The sequence below is a fragment of the Janthinobacterium sp. BJB301 genome (assembly GCF_002735685.1).
GTDB classification, from domain to species: Bacteria; Pseudomonadota; Gammaproteobacteria; order Burkholderiales; family Burkholderiaceae_D; genus Janthinobacterium; species Janthinobacterium lividum.
In genome coordinates, this window is sequence record NZ_PDZJ01000001.1 from 2,593,238 (window position 1) to 2,610,686 (window position 17,449).

General features: G+C 60.5%; 17 protein-coding genes and 6 tRNA genes. 1 reads left to right on the forward strand and 22 read right to left on the reverse strand.

Annotated features, from left to right (window positions below):
• Positions 1–12: 12 nt before the first annotated feature.
• Positions 13–1,500: a SulP family inorganic anion transporter gene (locus CSQ91_RS11405; RefSeq protein WP_099388301.1), complete on the reverse strand. Its 1,488-nt coding sequence runs from the start codon at positions 1,498–1,500 to the stop codon at positions 13–15.
• Between CSQ91_RS11405 and CSQ91_RS28665 the strand changes: the two genes are divergently transcribed.
• A complete protein-coding gene (locus CSQ91_RS28665) occupies positions 1,490–1,711 on the forward strand; it encodes a hypothetical protein (protein ID WP_143451011.1) in 222 nt (73 codons plus the stop codon). The genes CSQ91_RS11405 and CSQ91_RS28665 overlap by 11 nt on opposite strands.
• A gap of 68 nt (positions 1,712–1,779) precedes the next feature.
• On the opposite strand, the gene CSQ91_RS11410 is transcribed toward CSQ91_RS28665, so the two are convergent.
• The 21 genes from CSQ91_RS11410 to fabF form a co-directional block, all read right to left on the reverse strand.
• Positions 1,780–1,853 (reverse strand) — tRNA-Cys (locus tag CSQ91_RS11410).
• A 42-nt stretch (positions 1,854–1,895) separates the two neighbouring features.
• Positions 1,896–1,971 (reverse strand) — tRNA-Gly (locus tag CSQ91_RS11415).
• A gap of 83 nt (positions 1,972–2,054) precedes the next feature.
• A tRNA-Gly gene (locus tag CSQ91_RS11420) sits at positions 2,055–2,130 on the reverse strand.
• A gap of 55 nt (positions 2,131–2,185) precedes the next feature.
• Positions 2,186–2,261 (reverse strand) — tRNA-Gly (locus CSQ91_RS11425).
• Between the two features lie 71 nt (positions 2,262–2,332).
• A tRNA-Gly gene (locus tag CSQ91_RS11430) sits at positions 2,333–2,408 on the reverse strand.
• Between the two features lie 92 nt (positions 2,409–2,500).
• A tRNA-Gly gene (locus tag CSQ91_RS11435) sits at positions 2,501–2,576 on the reverse strand.
• A gap of 105 nt (positions 2,577–2,681) precedes the next feature.
• Entirely contained in the window at positions 2,682–3,266 is a 585-nt protein-coding gene (pgsA, locus tag CSQ91_RS11440; protein ID WP_034749601.1) for a CDP-diacylglycerol--glycerol-3-phosphate 3-phosphatidyltransferase, read from the reverse strand.
• Positions 3,267–3,523: 257 nt separating this feature from the next.
• Positions 3,524–5,404, reverse strand: a complete 1,881-nt coding sequence (uvrC, locus tag CSQ91_RS11445) for an excinuclease ABC subunit UvrC (protein ID WP_070280221.1) — start codon at positions 5,402–5,404, stop codon at positions 3,524–3,526.
• Between the two features lie 24 nt (positions 5,405–5,428).
• On the reverse strand, positions 5,429–5,824 hold the full coding sequence (gene acpS, locus CSQ91_RS11450; protein WP_099388302.1) for a holo-ACP synthase: 396 nt from the start codon (positions 5,822–5,824) through the stop codon (positions 5,429–5,431).
• A gap of 14 nt (positions 5,825–5,838) precedes the next feature.
• The gene (pdxJ, locus tag CSQ91_RS11455) at positions 5,839–6,600 is read right to left on the reverse strand and encodes a pyridoxine 5'-phosphate synthase (protein ID WP_034779221.1); all 762 of its coding nucleotides are present in this window, start codon (positions 6,598–6,600) and stop codon (positions 5,839–5,841) included.
• A gap of 42 nt (positions 6,601–6,642) precedes the next feature.
• Complete coding sequence (recO, locus tag CSQ91_RS11460; protein ID WP_070280219.1) at positions 6,643–7,491, reverse strand: DNA repair protein RecO; 849 nt, start codon at positions 7,489–7,491, stop codon at positions 6,643–6,645.
• 28 nt (positions 7,492–7,519) lie between these two features.
• Entirely contained in the window at positions 7,520–8,422 is a 903-nt protein-coding gene (gene era, locus CSQ91_RS11465) for a GTPase Era (protein WP_034749612.1), read from the reverse strand.
• A 1-nt stretch (position 8,423) separates the two neighbouring features.
• On the reverse strand, positions 8,424–9,239 hold the full coding sequence (gene rnc, locus CSQ91_RS11470) for a ribonuclease III (protein ID WP_034749615.1): 816 nt from the start codon (positions 9,237–9,239) through the stop codon (positions 8,424–8,426).
• Between the two features lie 92 nt (positions 9,240–9,331).
• Complete coding sequence (gene lepB, locus CSQ91_RS11475) at positions 9,332–10,249, reverse strand: signal peptidase I (RefSeq protein ID WP_034749618.1); 918 nt, start codon at positions 10,247–10,249, stop codon at positions 9,332–9,334.
• Positions 10,250–10,252: 3 nt separating this feature from the next.
• Entirely contained in the window at positions 10,253–12,043 is a 1,791-nt protein-coding gene (gene lepA / locus CSQ91_RS11480) for a translation elongation factor 4 (RefSeq protein ID WP_034749621.1), read from the reverse strand.
• 318 nt (positions 12,044–12,361) lie between these two features.
• Positions 12,362–12,607, reverse strand: a complete 246-nt coding sequence (locus tag CSQ91_RS11485) for a glutaredoxin family protein (protein WP_099388303.1) — start codon at positions 12,605–12,607, stop codon at positions 12,362–12,364.
• A gap of 54 nt (positions 12,608–12,661) precedes the next feature.
• The gene (locus CSQ91_RS11490) at positions 12,662–14,164 is read right to left on the reverse strand and encodes a DegQ family serine endoprotease (protein ID WP_070255333.1); all 1,503 of its coding nucleotides are present in this window, start codon (positions 14,162–14,164) and stop codon (positions 12,662–12,664) included.
• A 253-nt stretch (positions 14,165–14,417) separates the two neighbouring features.
• Positions 14,418–14,753 carry a sigma-E factor negative regulatory protein gene (locus CSQ91_RS11495; protein WP_099388304.1) on the reverse strand — a complete coding sequence of 112 codons (336 nt, stop codon included), beginning with the start codon at positions 14,751–14,753 and terminating at the stop codon, positions 14,418–14,420.
• Positions 14,754–14,825: 72 nt separating this feature from the next.
• Positions 14,826–15,449, reverse strand: coding sequence for an RNA polymerase sigma factor RpoE (gene rpoE / locus CSQ91_RS11500; RefSeq protein WP_070280215.1), 624 nt, complete (start codon positions 15,447–15,449; stop codon positions 14,826–14,828).
• 66 nt (positions 15,450–15,515) lie between these two features.
• Positions 15,516–16,064: a hypothetical protein gene (locus tag CSQ91_RS11505; RefSeq protein WP_180278403.1), complete on the reverse strand. Its 549-nt coding sequence runs from the start codon at positions 16,062–16,064 to the stop codon at positions 15,516–15,518.
• Positions 16,065–16,185: 121 nt separating this feature from the next.
• The gene (fabF, locus tag CSQ91_RS11510) at positions 16,186–17,436 is read right to left on the reverse strand and encodes a beta-ketoacyl-ACP synthase II (RefSeq protein WP_070280213.1); all 1,251 of its coding nucleotides are present in this window, start codon (positions 17,434–17,436) and stop codon (positions 16,186–16,188) included.
• Positions 17,437–17,449: the final 13 nt, after the last annotated feature.

Consider the following 17,449-nt stretch of genomic DNA (forward strand, 5'->3'; position numbering starts at 1 on the left):
CAATCCCCTATTTTACGCCACGCCGACATCCACCCCGGCCCGCTGCAGCAAGGCCTGGTTGCGGGTGGACAGATGCGTCACCTGCAGATGCTTGCCCGCCTTGTCATAGCGTTCATACAAGGATTCGATGGCGGCAATGGCCGAGTGGTCGGCCATGTGCAGGTGCCGGCAGTCAAGGATGACGCGGGCCGGGTCCGACGCTGGCTGGAACAGTTCCAGGAAATGCGTGGTGGAAGCAAAAAACAGCGTGCCATGCGGCAGGTACACGCGCGTGCCGGCGCTGCTGTCATCGATATCGGCACGCATTTCACGCGCATGCTGCCAGGCAAAATTCAAGGCGGCGATGACGATGCCGCACAGCACGGCCATCGCCAGGTCCGTGAATACGGTAATGACCGTCACGGCAACGATCACCAGCGCATCCTGCAACGGCACCTTGCCCAGTACGCGCAAGGAACCCCAGGCAAACGTCTGCTGCGCCACGACGAACATCACGCCCACCAGGGCGGCCAGCGGGATGCGCTCGATCAGCGGCGACAGGAACAGGATGAACAGCAAAATCATCACGCCGGCCGTCACGCCCGACAGGCGCGAACGGCCGCCCGAGCTCAGGTTGATCATGGTCTGCCCGATCATGGCACAGCCGCCCATGCCGCCGAACAGGCCGGAAACGACGTTCGATGCGCCGAGGGCGATGCATTCGCGGTTCGGCTGGCCCCGCGTTTCAGTCATCTCATCGGTAAGATTAAAAGTGAGCAAAGTTTCCAGCAAGCCCACCATGGCCATCAGGGCTGCATATGGAAAAATGATGTGCAAGGTCGCCATGTCCAGCGGCACGGTGGGCCAATGCAGGGCCGGCAGGCCGCCGGCGATATGCGCGAGGTCGCCCAGGGTGCGCGTGGGCAGGTGCAAGAAATGGCTGAGCACGCCCACGCCGAGGATGGCCACCAGCGCGGGAGGCACGGCCTTCGTGACGCGCGGCAGCACGTAGACGATGGCCATGGTCAGCGCCACCAGCGCGCCCATCACATACAAGGGCATGCCTTGCAGCCACGCTTCGCCTTGCGGCGTGGCCTGGCGAAAATGTTCCAACTGGGCCATGGCGATGACGATGGCCAGGCCATTCACAAAGCCCAGCATCACCGGATAGGGCACCATTCGGATCAGCTTACCCAGGCGCAAGATGCCGAACAAGGCCATCAGGATGCCGCTCAGCACGACTGTCGCCAGCAGGTATTGCACGCCATGCTGGGCCACCAGTGCCACGATGACGACGGCCATGGAGCCGGCGGCGCCGGAAATCATGCCGGGGCGTCCGCCAAAAATGGCCGTGAATGCGCAAATGATGAAGGCGCCATACAGGCCCATCAGGGGATTCAATTGCGCCACCAGGGCAAAGGCGATGCATTCAGGCACCAGGGCAAAGGAAGTGGTCAAGCCCGCCAGGACGTTCTTTTGCAGGTTCGAGAACCACTCATCCCGAAAAGTTGTGTTGATCATTGATGCGTATCCAAAGTCGGAACAGGAAAATGCCGGCCTGATGGACAATCATCAGGCACAGCCATACCAGCGGGCCTCACAAAAAAGCTGCGCTGAGGTCGAACGGAGCAGGAAAGTCGTCAGTGACTACATCGGTATGGCGGAAAGGGGAAGTTTCATCAAGGCGCCAGGCGGCGCGGCTGAGCTTGCCGGCATTATACAAGATGCGTAGCCGGCAAAAGTCAGGCAAATGCGCGGACAAAAAAATAGCCCACTCGAAAGTGGGCTATTTTTTTCATCTGGAGGCGAGGACGGGAATCGAACCCGTCTAAACGGCTTTGCAGGCCGCTGCATAACCTCTTTGCTACCTCGCCAGAGGAACTGCTTGGATGGGCCTTGCGGCACACCTTGAAAACTGGAGCGGGAGAAGAGTCTCGAACTCTCGACCTCAACCTTGGCAAGGTTGCGCTCTACCAACTGAGCTACTCCCGCATTGGAGCTTGGTTACTGCTTAATCTCGCTGCGTACCGCGGCGGATAAAAAAAGGAAGCCAGCTTAGCTTCCCTTTAGAATTCTGGAGCGGGAGAAGAGTCTCGAACTCTCGACCTCAACCTTGGCAAGGTTGCGCTCTACCAACTGAGCTACTCCCGCATTGGAGCTTCTATTTTCTGCTACTGCCATCTTGCTGTACTGCTTCAGCTTTCGCTGGAGCGGGAGAAGAGTCTCGAACTCTCGACCTCAACCTTGGCAAGGTTGCGCTCTACCAACTGAGCTACTCCCGCATACGAACCGCTATTTTACTGCTTTTTGCTACCGTTTACCAGTGCTGCTTTACTGCTGATCCAGTATTCACTGGAGCGGGAGAAGAGTCTCGAACTCTCGACCTCAACCTTGGCAAGGTTGCGCTCTACCAACTGAGCTACTCCCGCAGTGGACAACATTGTATCAGAAGCTCTACTACATCGCCAGTACTACTTTTTACTGCATTCGCTGTTTTTACCTATGACACGATCCAGAAAACTGGAGCGGGAGAAGAGTCTCGAACTCTCGACCTCAACCTTGGCAAGGTTGCGCTCTACCAACTGAGCTACTCCCGCGTCATCAACAACAGGCCAGCATTATAGAGGGATTACAGGGGCTGTCAACGGGCAATATCTGGTCTTTTGCAAAATATTCCGCACAAAGCAGCCGCCTGCCTATTCTTAGTGCAAATTTCCCGCTTTTTCTTTAATCAGCGGCCACGCCAGGCGCAAGTAATAGAACATCGACCACACCGTCAGCACGCAGGCGATCCACAGCAGCTTCTCGCCCCACACGTGCGTGTCGATCGCGCCAAAGATCACTTCGTGGTACAGCAGCAAGGGAATGGCCGTCATTTGCGCGGCCGTCTTGATCTTGCCGATCGAGCTGACGGCCACCGATTTCGATGCACCGATCTGCGCCATCCATTCGCGCAACGCGGAAATCGTGATTTCGCGGCCGATGATGATGAAGGCCAGCACGGCATTCACACGGTCCAGCTGCACCAGCACCAGCAAGGCGCCCGCCACCATCAGCTTGTCGGCGACCGGGTCGAGGAAGGCGCCGAAGGCCGAGGTCTGGTTCCAGCGTCGCGCGAGGAAGCCGTCGAACCAGTCGGTGACGGCGGCAACAATGAAGACCAGGGTGGCAACCAGGTTCTGGTCGCCATGCAGCAGCATCGACGGCGGCAAATAAAACACGCCGACGACGAGCGGTATCAGGGCCACGCGCAGCCACGTCAAAAGGATGGGAATATTAAAAGGCATAAGAGAGCAATCGGCCGACGGGTAAATTGAACATGAGGAAAGCGTGAAGAAAGCGCCACTAGTCTACATGGCCCCAGGGTATTAGCCTAGTCCGGTTGCCGCGGTACCGGATCAGGCCGTCATAGAGCCCTCACAAAACCGTAGCGAGCGGCAGTGAGTTGCGACCGAGAAGCGCAGCTGTGCTTGACACGGGGGCGCCGAGCCAGTGAGCATCGCAGGCCGCAAGTCGCGACGCGCAGTAGGTTTGGTTAGGAGTTCTAATGCAGCTGCTTGTAAATCTCTTCCGCCAGCTGCGTGGAAATCCCCTCCACCGACATCAGATCCTCGATGCTGGCGTCGACCACGCCGCGCAAGCCGCCAAAGCGCGACAGCAATTTCTGGCGGCGCTTGGCGCCGATGCCCTCGATCTCTTCCAGGCGCGACGTCTGGCGCGTCTTGGCCCGCTTGGCGCGCATGCCCGTAATGGCGAAGCGGTGCGCCTCGTCGCGGATCTGCGCGATCAGCATCAGCGCCGCCGATTCCTTGCCCAGTTCCTGGGCCGCGCGGCCATCGACGAACAGCAGGGTTTCCAGACCCACCTTGCGCCCCTCCCCCTTGGCCACGCCGACGATCAAGCTGATATCGAGTCCCAGCTCGGCGAACACCTGGCGCGCCATTTCGATCTGTCCCTTGCCGCCGTCGATCAAGACCACGTCGGGCATCACGCCATCGCCATTCGCCACTTTCTCGTAACGGCGCATGAGGACCTGGCGCATGGCCGCGTAATCGTCGCCGGGCGTGATGTCGTTGATGTTGTAGCGCCGGTATTCGCCATTCTGCATGGCGTGATGGTGGAACACGACGCACGATGCCTGCGTCGCCTCGCCCTGCGTGTGGCTGATGTCGAAACACTCCACGCGCAGGCTGTCGAGGTCTTCCGTTTCCAGGCGCAGCGCCTCGGCCAGCGCGCGCGTGCGCGACTGCTGCGAACCCTGTTCGGACAACAAGCGCGCCAGCGAAATCTCGGCGCCCTTCTGCGCCATTTCCAGCCACTGGCGGCGCTGCCCCTGCGGCTGGAAGATCAGGTTGATGCGGTGGCCACACTGCTCCATCAGCGCCACCATCAGGGCTGGCTGGTCGAATTCGATATTCAGGATCAGGGTGCCGGGAATGAATTTTTCCGTGTAGTGCTGGGCCAGGAAGGCGGCCAGCACTTCCACCTCGATGGGTTCTTCGGCAATCGCCGCCGCATCGCTGAGCTGGCTGGGGAAATACGCGCGGTCGCCCAGATGGCGTCCGCCGCGTACCATGGCCAGGTTGACGCAGGCGCGCCCGCCCTGCACCAGCACGGCGAGAATGTCGACATCGGCGTCACCCGTCGTCTCCATGCTTTGCTGGTGCAGCACGCGCGACAGCGAGGCGATCTGGTTGCGCACCACCACGGCCTGCTCGAATTTTAATTCAGCGGCAAACGCGTGCATCTTCTTTTCCAGGTCGGCCAGCACTTCGCTCTGGCGCCCGCGCAGGAAGCGCGCCGCGTTTTCCACGTCGTTCTTGTAGTCTTCCTTGCTGATCAGGTCCACGCAGGGCGCACTGCAGCGGCCGATCTGGTGCAGCAGGCACGGACGGGTGCGGTTCGCATACACGCTGTCCTCGCAGGTACGGATCAGGAACACCTTTTGCAGGATCTGCATCGATTCCTTGACGGCCCAGGAACTGGGGAACGGCCCGAAATACTGGTTTTTCTTGTCCACCGCGCCCCGGTAATACACCATGCGCGGCGCATCGCCATTCGTGATCTTCAGATACGGATACGACTTGTCGTCGCGGAACAGGATGTTGTAGCGCGGCTGCAGCGCCTTGATCAGGTTGTTTTCCAGGATCAAGGCTTCCGCTTCGCTGTGCGTGACCGTCGTTTCCAGGCGCGCGATGCGCTCGACCATCATGGCGATGCGGGGACTGGCCAGGTTCTTCTGGAAGTAGCTGGAGACGCGTTTTTTCAGGTCGCGCGCCTTGCCGACATACAGCACCTTGTCGGCGGCGTCGAAATAGCGGTACACGCCGGGCAAATTCGGCAGCTTGGCGACGGTCGCCAGCACTTGCGCGCGCGGGTCGGGTGGCGTTTCCGCCAAGGAAGATTCTGGGCTTGCTTCGGTCATTGCTGGCTCATTGCGCACTTATAGTTACACTGCCTGTTCCACGATCACGAACGCGACCGCATATTCTTCCTCGTCGCTGATGGTCACTTGCGCGCTCAGGCGATTTTTCTCCATGAACTCCGCCAGTATGCCGCTGCAGACGATCATCGGCTTGCCGCTGGGGTGGTTCAGCATCTGCGCGGCGGGCCAGGTCATCGGCATGCGCAAGCCCAGGCCGATGGCCTTGGAAAACGCTTCCTTTGCCGCGAAGCGCGTGGCAAGGAAGCGCACGCCGCGCGCGGCATTCTTGGCGCTGCGGGCGCGGAATTTTTCCAGCTCCTGCGGCCCCAGTATCTTTTTCGCGAAACGCTCGCCGTGCCGTGCCAGAGCCGCCTCGATGCGGGGTATCTTGCAGATATCGGTACCGATGCCGTAGATCATGCCCTACTCCCCTGTCAAGCCCTGTGACCGAGGCGCGTGGCCACCATGATGGCCTTCATTTCGCGCACGGCGTTTTCCCAGCCGACAAACACGGCATGCGCGACGATGGCGTGGCCGATGTTCAGCTCAGCAATATCGGGAATGGCGGCGATGGCCTGCACATTGGTGTAATGCAAGCCGTGGCCCGCGTTGACTTTCAAGCCACGGCCCACGCCAAACAGCACGCCCGCCTTGATGCGCTCCAGCTCCGCCAGCTGCTCGGCGCCTTGCGTATCGGCATAGCGCCCCGTGTGCAGCTCGATCACGGGCGCGCCGAGCTCGGCGGCGGCAGCGATCTGCTGCTCGTCCGCATCGATGAACAGGCTCACGCGGATGCCCTCGCCTTGCAATTGTTGCACCGCCGCCTGCACTTCCTTGAAGTAGCGCACCACGTCCAGCCCCCCTTCGGTCGTCACTTCCGTGCGCTTTTCCGGCACCAGGCAGACGTCCGCCGGCTTGATGCGGCAGGCGAAATCGATCATCTCGGCCGTGACGGCCGCTTCCAGGTTCATGCGCGTCAGTAATTGCGGCGCGATGGCGATCACGTCCGCATCCTTGATGTGGCGGCGGTCTTCGCGCAAATGCAGGGTGATGGCGTCGGCGCCGGCCTGTTCGGCCAGCAGGGCCGCGCGGATCGGGTCCGGATACGCGGTGCCGCGCGCATTGCGCAAGGTGGCCACGTGGTCGATGTTGACGCCCAGGTCGATGACGGGGCCGGAAGGCTGCAAAAAGCTCATATAAATGGTATCCGTAAAGTGCTGTCCTGCTGCAAACTTCAGCTACAGCTGCATTAAATCAATCAGTATCTGGCGCGTGTTCAAGGTGGCGCCGCCCAGTTGATGGGCCAGCAAAAAGCGCATCAGCAGCTTGCTTTGCGCCTGCGTGGCCACGTCAAGATAATCTTCGCGCTCCATGTCGAGCAAGGTCTTGCCCGTGATCCTGGGCCAGGCGTCGGCGGCGCGCGCCGGGCGCGGCCCCCGCTCCGGGTCGACCACGTACACCTGCCCCGCCTCGACGGCCTGGCGCGTGCCCGTGCAGCGCGTCAGGTCGGCCGCCACGCCCGTTTCCTTGAGCAGGGCGCGCTCGAACTTGCGCAGCACGATGGGCGGCGGCTCATTGTGCGCCAGTTGATTCAAGGTAGCAACGTAGTGGTCGAACAGGACGGGATGCGGGTCGTCGCGCGCGAGCAATTTGACCAGCAATTCGTTCAAATAAAAGCCGCACAGCAAGGCAGTCTTTTCCAGCGGCAACATACCACCCACCCATTCCGCACCGGTGAGAATGCGCAGCTCGGACTTGCCCGTCCAGCCCGCTTGCAGCGGCTGGAAGGTCTGCAGCACGCCGCGCAACTGCGAATGGGGCCGCTTGGCGCCCTTGGCAACGAGCGCGATGCGGCCGTACTCGCGCGTAAACACGTCGACGATGAGGCTGGTTTCTTTATGCGGGTAGCTGTGCAGCACAAAGGCTGGCTGGCCCGTGATGCGGCCGTCGCGCGTGGGCGGACGGCTGCGCCGGGGTGCTGTGGGAGGTACGGCCGGCGGCGCGATGGCCACCGGCGCGGGGACAGGTGCGGAAACAGCAGGTGAAGCTGGCGCAGGATGGTGCAGCGCTGGCGTGGTGGTGCTCATGCGTGTGGCGTCGCCCCCGGGTTGCGGATTACTCGTAGCCGTAGGCGCGCAAGCCCGCCTCGTTGTCGGCCCAGCCCGACTTGACCTTGACCCAGATTTCCAGGTACACGGGACCGCCGAACAGCTTTTCCATATCCAGGCGGGCCTGGGTGGAGACTTCCTTCAGGCGCGCGCCCTTGTTGCCGATAATCATGGACTTGTGCGTGTCGCGCTCGACCAGGATGGCGGCAAACACGCGGCGCAGATCGCCTTCCTGCTCGAATTTCTCGATCAGCACGGTGCTCGTGTACGGCAGTTCGTCGCCCACGAAACGGAAGAGTTTTTCGCGCACGATTTCCGAGGCGAGGAATTTCTCGCTGCGGTCCGTGATGTCGTCCGGTCCAAAGATCGGCTGGTTTTCCGGCAAGAAGCGCTTGATTTCGTTCTGCAAGCCTTCCAGCTGGAAGTGCAGCTTGGCGGAAACAGGCACGATGGCGGCGAAGTCGCGCATGGCGGCGATCTTTTGCGCGAATGGCAGCAGTACGGCCTTGTCCTTCACGCGGTCGGATTTATTGATGACGAGGATGCATGGCACTTCCTTCGGCAACAGGTCCATCACTTGCTGGTCGGCCGGGCCGAACGTGCCCGCTTCGATCACGTACAGGATGACGTCCGAGGAAATCAGGGTGTTCGTGACGGTCTTGTTCAGCGTCTTGTTCAGCGCGTTCGAGTGGCGCGTCTGGAAGCCTGGCGTGTCGACGTAGATGAACTGCGCGTCCGGCACCGTCTGGATGCCCGTGATGCGGTGGCGCGTGGTTTGCGCCTTGCGCGAGGTGATGCTGACCTTCGCGCCGATCAGCACGTTCATCAGGGTCGATTTGCCCACGTTGGGGCGGCCCACGATGGCGATATAGCCACAGCGGAAGTTGTCGGGCATTTTGGTGGCTGTCATGCTAGTGTCGATTCTGTTTAGTGTGAGCGGCGATCGCCGGGGCTGCAGGAGCTTGCGCGTCGTCGCTCTGGATGGTGGCAATGCCGGCCAGCTTGAGCTGGGCGGCGCGCGGTTTGGGCTTGCGGCTGGCGGCAGGCGACTTCAACAGCGCCTGCTCGGCCACGTCCAGCGCCAGTTTGGCGGCGGCTTGCTCACCGGCGCGGCGGCTTCCGCCACGGCCGTAGACCTGGATGTTCAATTTCGGCACCAGGCATTCGATCTCGAATTCCTGGCTGTGGGCGGCGCCGTGGGTGGCCACCACGTTGTACTGTGGCAGCGAAATTTTCTTGCTTTGCAAAAACTCCTGCAGCAGGGTCTTGGCATCCTTGCCCAGGGTTTGCGGATCGACCGAATCGAGGATGGGGATGTAGAAGGCGCGGATCACCGTGCTGGCGGCATCGAAGCCCGTGTCGAGGAAAATCGCGCCCAGCAAGGCTTCCAGGGTGTCGGCGAGGATCGATGGACGGCGGAAGCCGCCCGATTTGAGTTCGCCTTCGCCCAGGCGCAGGAATTGCGACAGTTCCAGCTTTTGCGCGATTTCATACAGCGACTGCTGCTTGACCAGATTGGCGCGCAGGCGCGACAGGTCGCCCTCGTCGATGGACTTGAAGCGTTCGTACAGGATGGAAGCGACCACGCAGTTGAGGATGGAGTCGCCGAGGAATTCCAGCCGCTCATTATGCAAACTGCTGTGGCTACGATGCGTCAAGGCTTGCTGCAACAGGCCAGCATCCTGGAACGTATAGCCTAAACGGGTTTGCAATAGCTGAAGATTCATTGTTGTTTCTGTGTCATCTGAGTAATTCGGCTGGCCGCCACGCGGGGAATCGGCGCGACAGCCATGGCTGGTCTTTTACAGACCAGACCGGCTTAGTGTATGCCGCCCACGCGTTTCGGATTGCTGAAGTTCATCCACACCAGGAAAGCCTTGCCGACGATGTTCTCGTTCGGCACGAAGCCCCAGTAGCGGCTGTCCGCACTATTGTCGCGGTTGTCGCCCATCATGAAGTAATTGCCTTGTGGCACTACACACGTAAAACCGTCTTCGTTGTAGTTGCACGCATCCTTGTGCGGGAAATCCTTCACTTCGCGCAAGTTCAACGTTGGAGCAGGCTCGTCGTTGAGGATGCGGTGGCTCACGCCCGTCAGGTTTTCTTCCAGCTGCTTGTGGTAGACCGTGCTTTCATCGTCCAGGTAGTCGTCCAGCGGCGTGTAGGCCACTTCCTTGCCGTTGACCGTCAAGCGCTTGTTTTCATAGGTGATTTTATCACCGGGCACACCGATCACGCGCTTGATATAGTCTTGCGACATATCTTTCGGATACTTGAACACCATCACGTCGCCGCGCTGCGGATCGTTGACTTCAATGATGCGCTTGTTGACGATCGGCAAACGGATACCATAGGTGAACTTGTTCACCAGGATCAGGTCGCCCACCAGCAAGGTCGGCACCATCGAGCTCGACGGGATCTTGAATGGTTCGTACAGGAACGAGCGCAGGCAGAACACGAGCGCGATGACGGGGAAAAAGCTGCCCGAATACTCGACCCAGGTCGGCTGGCGCAACAGGGCCGCCTCGATGCTGGCGCGGCTGCCGCCCGCATCGGACTTGATGCCCTCGGCGGCCAGCTTGGACTGGCGTGCGTCGAACTCGGCCAGGGCGCGGTCGGCCGCCTTGCGGCGCTGCTTGGACAGATAAAACACATCCAGGCACCAGACCAGGCCCGTCAACACCATCAGCACGAACAGGATTAAAGCGAAATTTCCTAAAATCACTTGCAGGTTCATTGATTAACCATCCACTTGTAAAATTGCCAGGAATGCCTCTTGCGGGATCTCCACGGAACCCACTTGCTTCATGCGTTTCTTACCCGCCTTTTGTTTTTCCAGCAATTTTTTCTTGCGGCTGATATCGCCGCCATAGCACTTGGCCAGCACGTTCTTGCGCAAGGCTTTCACGTTCTCGCGCGAAATGATGTTGGCGCCGATGGTCGCTTGAATGGCCACGTCGAACATCTGGCGCGGGATCAGTTCACGCATCTTGGCAGCCACCTGGCGGCCACGGTACTGGCTGTTCGAGCGGTGGACGATAATCGCCAGCGCATCGACTTTTTCGCTGTTGATCAGCATGTCGACCTTGACCACGTCGGCCGCGCGGTATTCCTTGAACTCGTAATCCATCGAGGCATAGCCGCGCGACGTCGATTTCAGGCGGTCGAAGAAGTCCAGCACGATTTCGGCCATCGGCATTTCATACACGAGCTTGACCTGGCGGCCGTGGTAGCTCATGTCCATCTGGATGCCGCGCTTGCCGATACACAGGGTGATCACGGAGCCCACGTATTCCTGCGGCATGTACAGATTGACCGTGACGATAGGCTCGCGCACTTCCTCGATGCGCGACGGATCGGGCATCTTCGACGGATTGTCGACGTTGATCATGGTGCCGTCGCGCTGGATCACTTCATACACCACGGTTGGCGCCGTCGTGATCAGATCCATGTCGAATTCGCGCTCGAGGCGTTCCTGCACGATTTCCATGTGCAGCAAGCCCAGGAAACCGCAGCGGAAGCCGAAGCCCAGCGCCTGCGACACTTCCGGCTCGTACATCAGGGCCGCGTCATTCAGTTTCAGCTTTTCCAGCGAGTCGCGCAGCGCGTCATACTGGTTCGCTTCCACAGGGAACAGGCCGGCGAACACTTGCGGCTGCACTTCCTTGAAGCCGGGCAATGGCGCGGCGGCAGGACGGTTGGCCAGGGTGACGGTATCGCCCACTTTCGCCGCCTTCAATTCCTTGATGCCGGCGATGATGAAGCCCACCTGGCCTGCCGACAATTGCGGCAAGGATTGCGAACGGGGCGAAAACACGCCGATGTCTTCCACCAGCTGCACCGAATCGGTGGCCATCAGGCGGATCTTGTCTTTTGGTTTCAGGGTGCCGTTGATGACGCGCACCAGCATGACCACGCCCACATAGGCGTCATACCAGGAGTCGACGATCAGCGCCTGCAGCGGCGCATCGGGGTCGCCCTTCGGTGGCGGCACCTTGACGATCAGCTGCTCGAGCACGTCCAGCACGCCGAAGCCCGTCTTGGCCGAGCAATGCACGGCGTCGCCCGCGTCGATGCCGATCACGTCTTCGATCTCGGCAATGGCGCTCGGAGGATCCGCGTTCGGCAAGTCGATCTTGTTCAGGACGGGCACCACTTCCACGCCCAGGTCCAGCGCCGTGTAGCAGTTGGCGACCGTTTGCGCTTCCACGCCTTGCGACGCGTCAACAACCAGCAGCGCGCCTTCGCACGCCGACAGCGAGCGCGACACTTCATAGCTGAAGTCGACGTGGCCTGGCGTATCGATCAGGTTCAGATTGTAGATCTGGCCATCGCGCGCCTTGTAGTGCAAGGCCGCCGTTTGCGCCTTGATGGTAATGCCGCGCTCGCGCTCCAGATCCATCGAATCGAGCACCTGCGCCTCCATCTCGCGGTCGGACAAGCCGCCGCACAATTGAATGATGCGGTCAGCCAGGGTCGATTTACCGTGGTCAATATGGGCGATGATGGAGAAATTGCGTATGTTGTTCATTAACTAATATAAGTGCGAAGTTGACGACACTGCTTTAACAGGAATCATGGGGATCATGCTCGGGCCAAACAGGGCCAAAACCGGGCGCCCCACTCATGATGAAAAAAAGCGCTCCGAGCAGGACATCTGCATGCCCAGGCGAGCGCTTTTGAAGCGACAGAAGCTGCTGCCTCGGACAGTAGCTTTTTCGACCTCCCCATTTTACCGGATTTCAGAGTAGAAAGCCCGTCTTATGAGGCCGGCACCGGGGCGAGCCGACATTTTCGGCTGTTTTCGGCACCAGAATGGTGCATTGCAGTGTCAATATTGACAGTTAAGCTACGCCAGGCAGCGCCGCACAGCCGCTTCGTCAAGAAAATAATGACATAGCTCGGGCTGCGCCAGGTCGCCAAACAGCACCGGCACCAGTTCATCGAAACGGGCCAGCAGCGAGGCATCTGGCGAGGCATCGATATCGATCACGTCCACGGTAAACGGTTTTTCAGGCAGCTGCAGCAGGAGCAAGGCATCGAGCATATCCTGGCATAAATGGCAATAACTGCGGGAATAGAGGGTGAAGTGCATAGCGGGAAGAATACCGCATCCCGGCTGCGGCCGGAATGCGGGATGATCACATAGTTACTTCGCTGATGGACGCAGCGAAACGAATTGCGCCACGTCGCCACGGCGCACCAGCACGGCCGATGTCTTTTTCGGATCGAGCTTGGCGACCAGGGCGTTGAATTGCTTGGCGTCTTTCACGGCAACGTTATTCAACTGCAAGATCACGTCGCCAGGCTGCAGGCCAGCCAAGGCCGCCACGCCATCCGCCTCGTCGACCAGCACGCCCGCGTCGATCTTCAATTCCAGCTTTTTCGCGGCCGGCACGTCGCTGACCTTCAGTCCCAGTGCATTGACGGCTTGCGCTTCCGGCTCCTTGGCGCCCTTCTTCGCCGTCTTCTCGCTTTCCAGCTCGACGACGGTGACGGGAATATCCTGCTGCGCGCCCTTGCGCCAGACCGTTATCGTGGATTTGCCGTTGACGGCGGCACCGCCTACCAGGCGCGGCAGATCGGACGAACGCTCGATCTGAGCACCGTTGAATTTCAGGATGATATCGCCCGGCTTGATGCCCGCCTTGTCGGCCGGACCGCCCGGCTCCACCATCGATACTTGCGCGCCCTTGGCGTTCGGCAAGCCCAGCGATTCCGCCACATCCTTGCTCACTTCGCCGATCTGCACGCCGATGCGCCCGCGCACAACTTTACCCGTCTTTTTCAGCTGCTCGCCCACGCGCATGGCTTCATCGATGGGCACGGCAAACGAAATGCCATTGTAGGCGCCGGACAAGGTGGCGATCTGCGAATTGATGCCGATCACTTCACCGCGCATATTGATCAGCGGACCGCCCGAGTTGCCGGGGTTGACGGCCACGTCGCTCTGGATCAGCGGCAAGTAGTCGCCCGTGTCGCGCGACTTGGCGGAAATGATGCCGGCCGTCACCGTGTTTTCCAGGTTGAACGGCGAACCGATGGCGATGACCCACTCGCCCACGCGGATCTTGTCCGAGTCGCCAATGGTCAGGCGCGGCAGGTTGCCGCCCTCGATTTTCAGCAGAGCAACGTCGGTACGCGCATCGGCGCCAATCACCTTGGCCTTGAATTCGCGCTTGTCCGTCAAGGTCACGTACACCTCGTCGGCGCCATCGACCACGTGGGCATTGCTCAGCACATAGCCATCGGCCGAGATGATGAAGCCGGAACCGACGCCGCGCTGCACTTCCTGCTCCTGCGGCACGGCGCGGCGGCCGCCGCGTGGCGCCTGCTGGCGCGGCGTGGGCATGGCGCCGCCAAAGAAGCGGCGCAGGAATTCCTGCATTTCCTGCTCATCCTGGCCGCCCACGCCAGCCCCGGCGGCGCCCATTTTCAGGCGCTCGGTGGTGCGGATATTCACCACGGCCGGGCCGACGGCATCGACCAGGTCCGAAAAATCAGGCAGTTTCACGGAAGGCACGGCGGCCTGCGCCTGTGGCGCCAGGCCCAGCATGGTGGGAGCAAGGAAGACGCCAGCCGTACCGAACAATAAGGCGGAAAGCGTCTTCACTGAAAACGACTTGCTGGCGGCACACATGTTTTTTTTCATGGAAAGGATCTTTTCGAGTATATATAAACGGTAAAACGGATCAAAACGCGGATCAGGCAATTGCCTGCGCGCATGATTGGCCGTCATGACGGAAAACCAGGGGCAAACCCACCTGACAGCGCGCATGGCAAATAATGAAACAATATATCGCAAAAGCAAGATATTGCCTGTGCACAGTGTCAATCGTACCGAAGGCCAGTGTCAAGAGGGCGACAGGAACGTTAAGCCTGGCATAAGATGGAAAACGCGACAGCTAGCGCTGCGCCAGCGGCCCCGCCTCCAGCGGTTCGGCCGCGCCCGGCGGCACGATGCCGGCGGCAAGGGGTGGTAGCGGTTCCGCATGGGCAGCCGGCTCATCGGGCGCCGGCTCGGTGGCCAGGCGGCTGGCCAGGCGCGCATCGAACTGGGCGCTCAAGGCATGGCCGTACTGCTCCGAGCGCAGCACGTCACCGATATGGCGATAGGCATCCCAGGCTTGCCGTCCCGATGGCGTATCGAGGGCGGCAAAAGCCAGTTCGAGTTCGTTCGCCGCCAGCTCGCCATCGGCCAGCGCGGAAATAGTCTCGTGCAATCGTGTGTGCGTATCCATGATGGATCCTGCCATGTCAAGAGGGTCGGTGCGAAAAACGGACGCAGCCATGCCAACCTCATACTCCCCAGATTACCAGCGCTTGTCAATTGGCATGTCCAGCAATGGCTTCAATTTCTCCGCAATCACTTCGCGCGCGCGAAAAATCCGGCTGCGCACGGTGCCGATGGGGCACGCCATGATCTCCGATATTTCTTCATAGCTCAGGCCCTCGATCTCGCGCAGCACGATGGCCGTGCGCAACTCGATGGGCAGCACATCCATGGCCGCATTGACGGTGGCGGCAATCTGCTTGCTGGCCAGCACCGATTCGGGTGTATTGTTATCGCGCAATTTATTACCGTCATCGAAAGACTCCGCCTGCTCGGCGTCGGTATCGCTGGACGTGGCGGCGCGCCGCCCCTGCGTGACGAGATAATTCTTGGCAGTATTGATGCCGATGCGGTACAACCACGTATAAAAGGCAGCCTCGCCGCGGAAATGGCGCAGCGCCCGGTAGGCCTTGATAAAGGTTTCCTGCACCACATCTTCGGCCTCCGCCGGGTCATGCACGAGGCGCGACACCAGGCGCATCAAGCGGCGCTGATATTTCGATACCAGCACATCAAATGCCCGTTTGTCGCCAGCCTGTACCCGCTCGACCAGCAACTGATCATACTCGCGCTCTGTCCTCACGCCCGATGTCCCTGTAGTCATGCAGCGTGGGCGCCTGTATGGATATAGAGTTGGCCCGCTGCAAGAAGTTCAGTGTTCGCCGCACTTTTATTCTTCCCTGTTCCGCGCCGCGATCGCCCGGCAAGCCACGGCCAGCGGACGGAAGGCGGCGCAGCTGCCGCCACGCTGCACCAGCACATCCGTGCGCCGCCCGGCAGCATCGGCCAGGCACAGCACGAGCAGCGACGACCACAAGGTCGAGCCCGGCAACAGGCGCAGCCCCGGTGCCGCCACAGGCCCCGGCCCGGCCGGCTCCGCTCCCCCGTCAGCAATAGCCCCTGGCACCTCGCCATGCTCCAGATATACCGCCAGGCGCACCTGGCCAACCGGCGAAATATCAAGCGCCTGCGGCTTTCTGCGCCGGCGCAGCAAAGCCAGCAAAAACACGCCGCCAGCAGCGCTCAGCAGCGCAGCACTCCAGCCCAGCGCGTAGCCGCCCACCAGCTGACCAGGGCCGGAAGCAGACCCGGACAGGGCCGCAGCGCGCCACGCACCGCTCAAGGGCCAGGCGGCCAGCACCGCGCACAACCCCAGCACCGCTTGCAACAGGCGCAAACAGACAGGCGTGCGAATAACAGCCGCTACCGCGATCGACATACTTCATGGGAAAAAAAAGGCGCGCCGGCACCATGCCGGGCAAATTCAGGCGCCAACGAACGTTGGCGCCGAATCAGCGCTCACTACAGTTTGACCGTAGCGAGCGCTTGAAAGTTCCTGCTTATTTCGCTTTACCGAAAATCAGCGTGCCATTCGTTCCGCCGAAGCCGAACGAATTCTTCACTGCATAATCGATCTTCATATCACGCGCCGTGTTGGCACAGAAATCGAGATCGCAAGCCGGATCCTGGTTGAAGATGTTGATGGTCGGTGGCGACACCTGATGGTGCAATGCCAGGACCGTAAACACCGCTTCCAGACCGCCCGCGCCGCCCAGCAAATGGCCCGTCATCGACTTGGTCGAGTTGACGACCAGATTCTTGGCGTGCTCGCCGAAGGTGCGCTTGATGCCCATCACTTCCGCCACGTCGCCTTGCGGGGTCGACGTGCCGTGCGCGTTCAGGTACTGAATCTGATCCGCGTTCAAGCCAGCGTTGTTGAGGGCCGCGATCACCGATTTGCTGCCGCCGCTACCATCCTCCAGCGGCGAGGTCATGTGATAAGCATCTGCGCTCATCCCGAAACCATGCACTTCGGCATAGATCTTGGCACCACGGGCCACCGCGTGCTCGTACTCTTCCAGCACCATGACGCCAGCGCCCTCGCCCAGCACGAAGCCGTCGCGGTCGGTATCCCACGGACGCGATGCCGTTGCCGGATCGTCGTTGCGGGTCGATAAGGCACGCGCCGAAGCGAAACCGCCCAGGCCCAGTGGCGACACGGTCGATTCAGCACCGCCGGCGATCATGACGTCGGCATCGCCGTACTCGATCATGCGCGCTGCGGCACCGATGCTGTGCAAACCGGTGGTACACGCTGTAACGATCGCCAGGTTCGGGCCCTTCAGACCATATTTGATCGAAAGGTTGCCAGAGATCATGTTAATGATCGAGGCAGGCACGAAAAATGGCGAGATACGGCGCGGACCGCGCTTTTCGTACTCGGACTTGGTCTCTTCGATCAGCGGCAAGCCACCGATACCGGAACCGATGATCACGCCGATACGCTCGGCGTTCTCTTCAGTGACTTCCAGACCGGAATCCTGCATCGCCTGGATGCCTGCAGCCATGCCGTAATGGATAAAGGTATCCATGTGGCGGGCTTCCTTACCGGAGATGTACTCTTCGATATTGAAGCCTTTGACTTCACCAGCAAAATGCGTGGTGAATGGCAGTGCATCGAACTTGGTAATCGTGGCAATGCCGGATTTACCTTCAATGATTGCGCCCCACGCCTCGGCAATAGTATTGCCGACAGGTGAAACGCAGCCCAGGCCGGTGACAACAACACGACGGTTTTTAGAACGGCTCAAGCGATTCTCCTGA

What these genes read in the sequence shown, in the direction of transcription:
- CSQ91_RS11405 (WP_099388301.1), bottom strand. Translation starts at nt 1,500, where the DNA reads ATGATCAACACAACTTTTCGGGATGAGTGGTTCTCGAACCTGCAAAAG.
- pgsA (WP_034749601.1), bottom strand. Translation starts at nt 3,266, where the DNA reads ATGCCTTTTAATATTCCCATCCTTTTGACGTGGCTGCGCGTGGCCCTG.
- uvrC (WP_070280221.1), bottom strand. Translation starts at nt 5,404, where the DNA reads ATGACCGAAGCAAGCCCAGAATCTTCCTTGGCGGAAACGCCACCCGAC.
- acpS (WP_099388302.1), bottom strand. Translation starts at nt 5,824, where the DNA reads ATGATCTACGGCATCGGTACCGATATCTGCAAGATACCCCGCATCGAG.
- pdxJ (WP_034779221.1), bottom strand. Translation starts at nt 6,600, where the DNA reads ATGAGCTTTTTGCAGCCTTCCGGCCCCGTCATCGACCTGGGCGTCAAC.
- recO (WP_070280219.1), bottom strand. Translation starts at nt 7,491, where the DNA reads ATGAGCACCACCACGCCAGCGCTGCACCATCCTGCGCCAGCTTCACCT.
- era (WP_034749612.1), bottom strand. Translation starts at nt 8,422, where the DNA reads ATGACAGCCACCAAAATGCCCGACAACTTCCGCTGTGGCTATATCGCC.
- rnc (WP_034749615.1), bottom strand. Translation starts at nt 9,239, where the DNA reads ATGAATCTTCAGCTATTGCAAACCCGTTTAGGCTATACGTTCCAGGAT.
- lepB (WP_034749618.1), bottom strand. Translation starts at nt 10,249, where the DNA reads ATGAACCTGCAAGTGATTTTAGGAAATTTCGCTTTAATCCTGTTCGTG.
- lepA (WP_034749621.1), bottom strand. Translation starts at nt 12,043, where the DNA reads ATGAACAACATACGCAATTTCTCCATCATCGCCCATATTGACCACGGT.
- CSQ91_RS11485 (WP_099388303.1), bottom strand. Translation starts at nt 12,607, where the DNA reads ATGCACTTCACCCTCTATTCCCGCAGTTATTGCCATTTATGCCAGGAT.
- CSQ91_RS11490 (WP_070255333.1), bottom strand. Translation starts at nt 14,164, where the DNA reads ATGAAAAAAAACATGTGTGCCGCCAGCAAGTCGTTTTCAGTGAAGACG.
- CSQ91_RS11495 (WP_099388304.1), bottom strand. Translation starts at nt 14,753, where the DNA reads ATGGATACGCACACACGATTGCACGAGACTATTTCCGCGCTGGCCGAT.
- rpoE (WP_070280215.1), bottom strand. Translation starts at nt 15,449, where the DNA reads ATGACTACAGGGACATCGGGCGTGAGGACAGAGCGCGAGTATGATCAG.
- CSQ91_RS11505 (WP_180278403.1), bottom strand. Translation starts at nt 16,064, where the DNA reads ATGTCGATCGCGGTAGCGGCTGTTATTCGCACGCCTGTCTGTTTGCGC.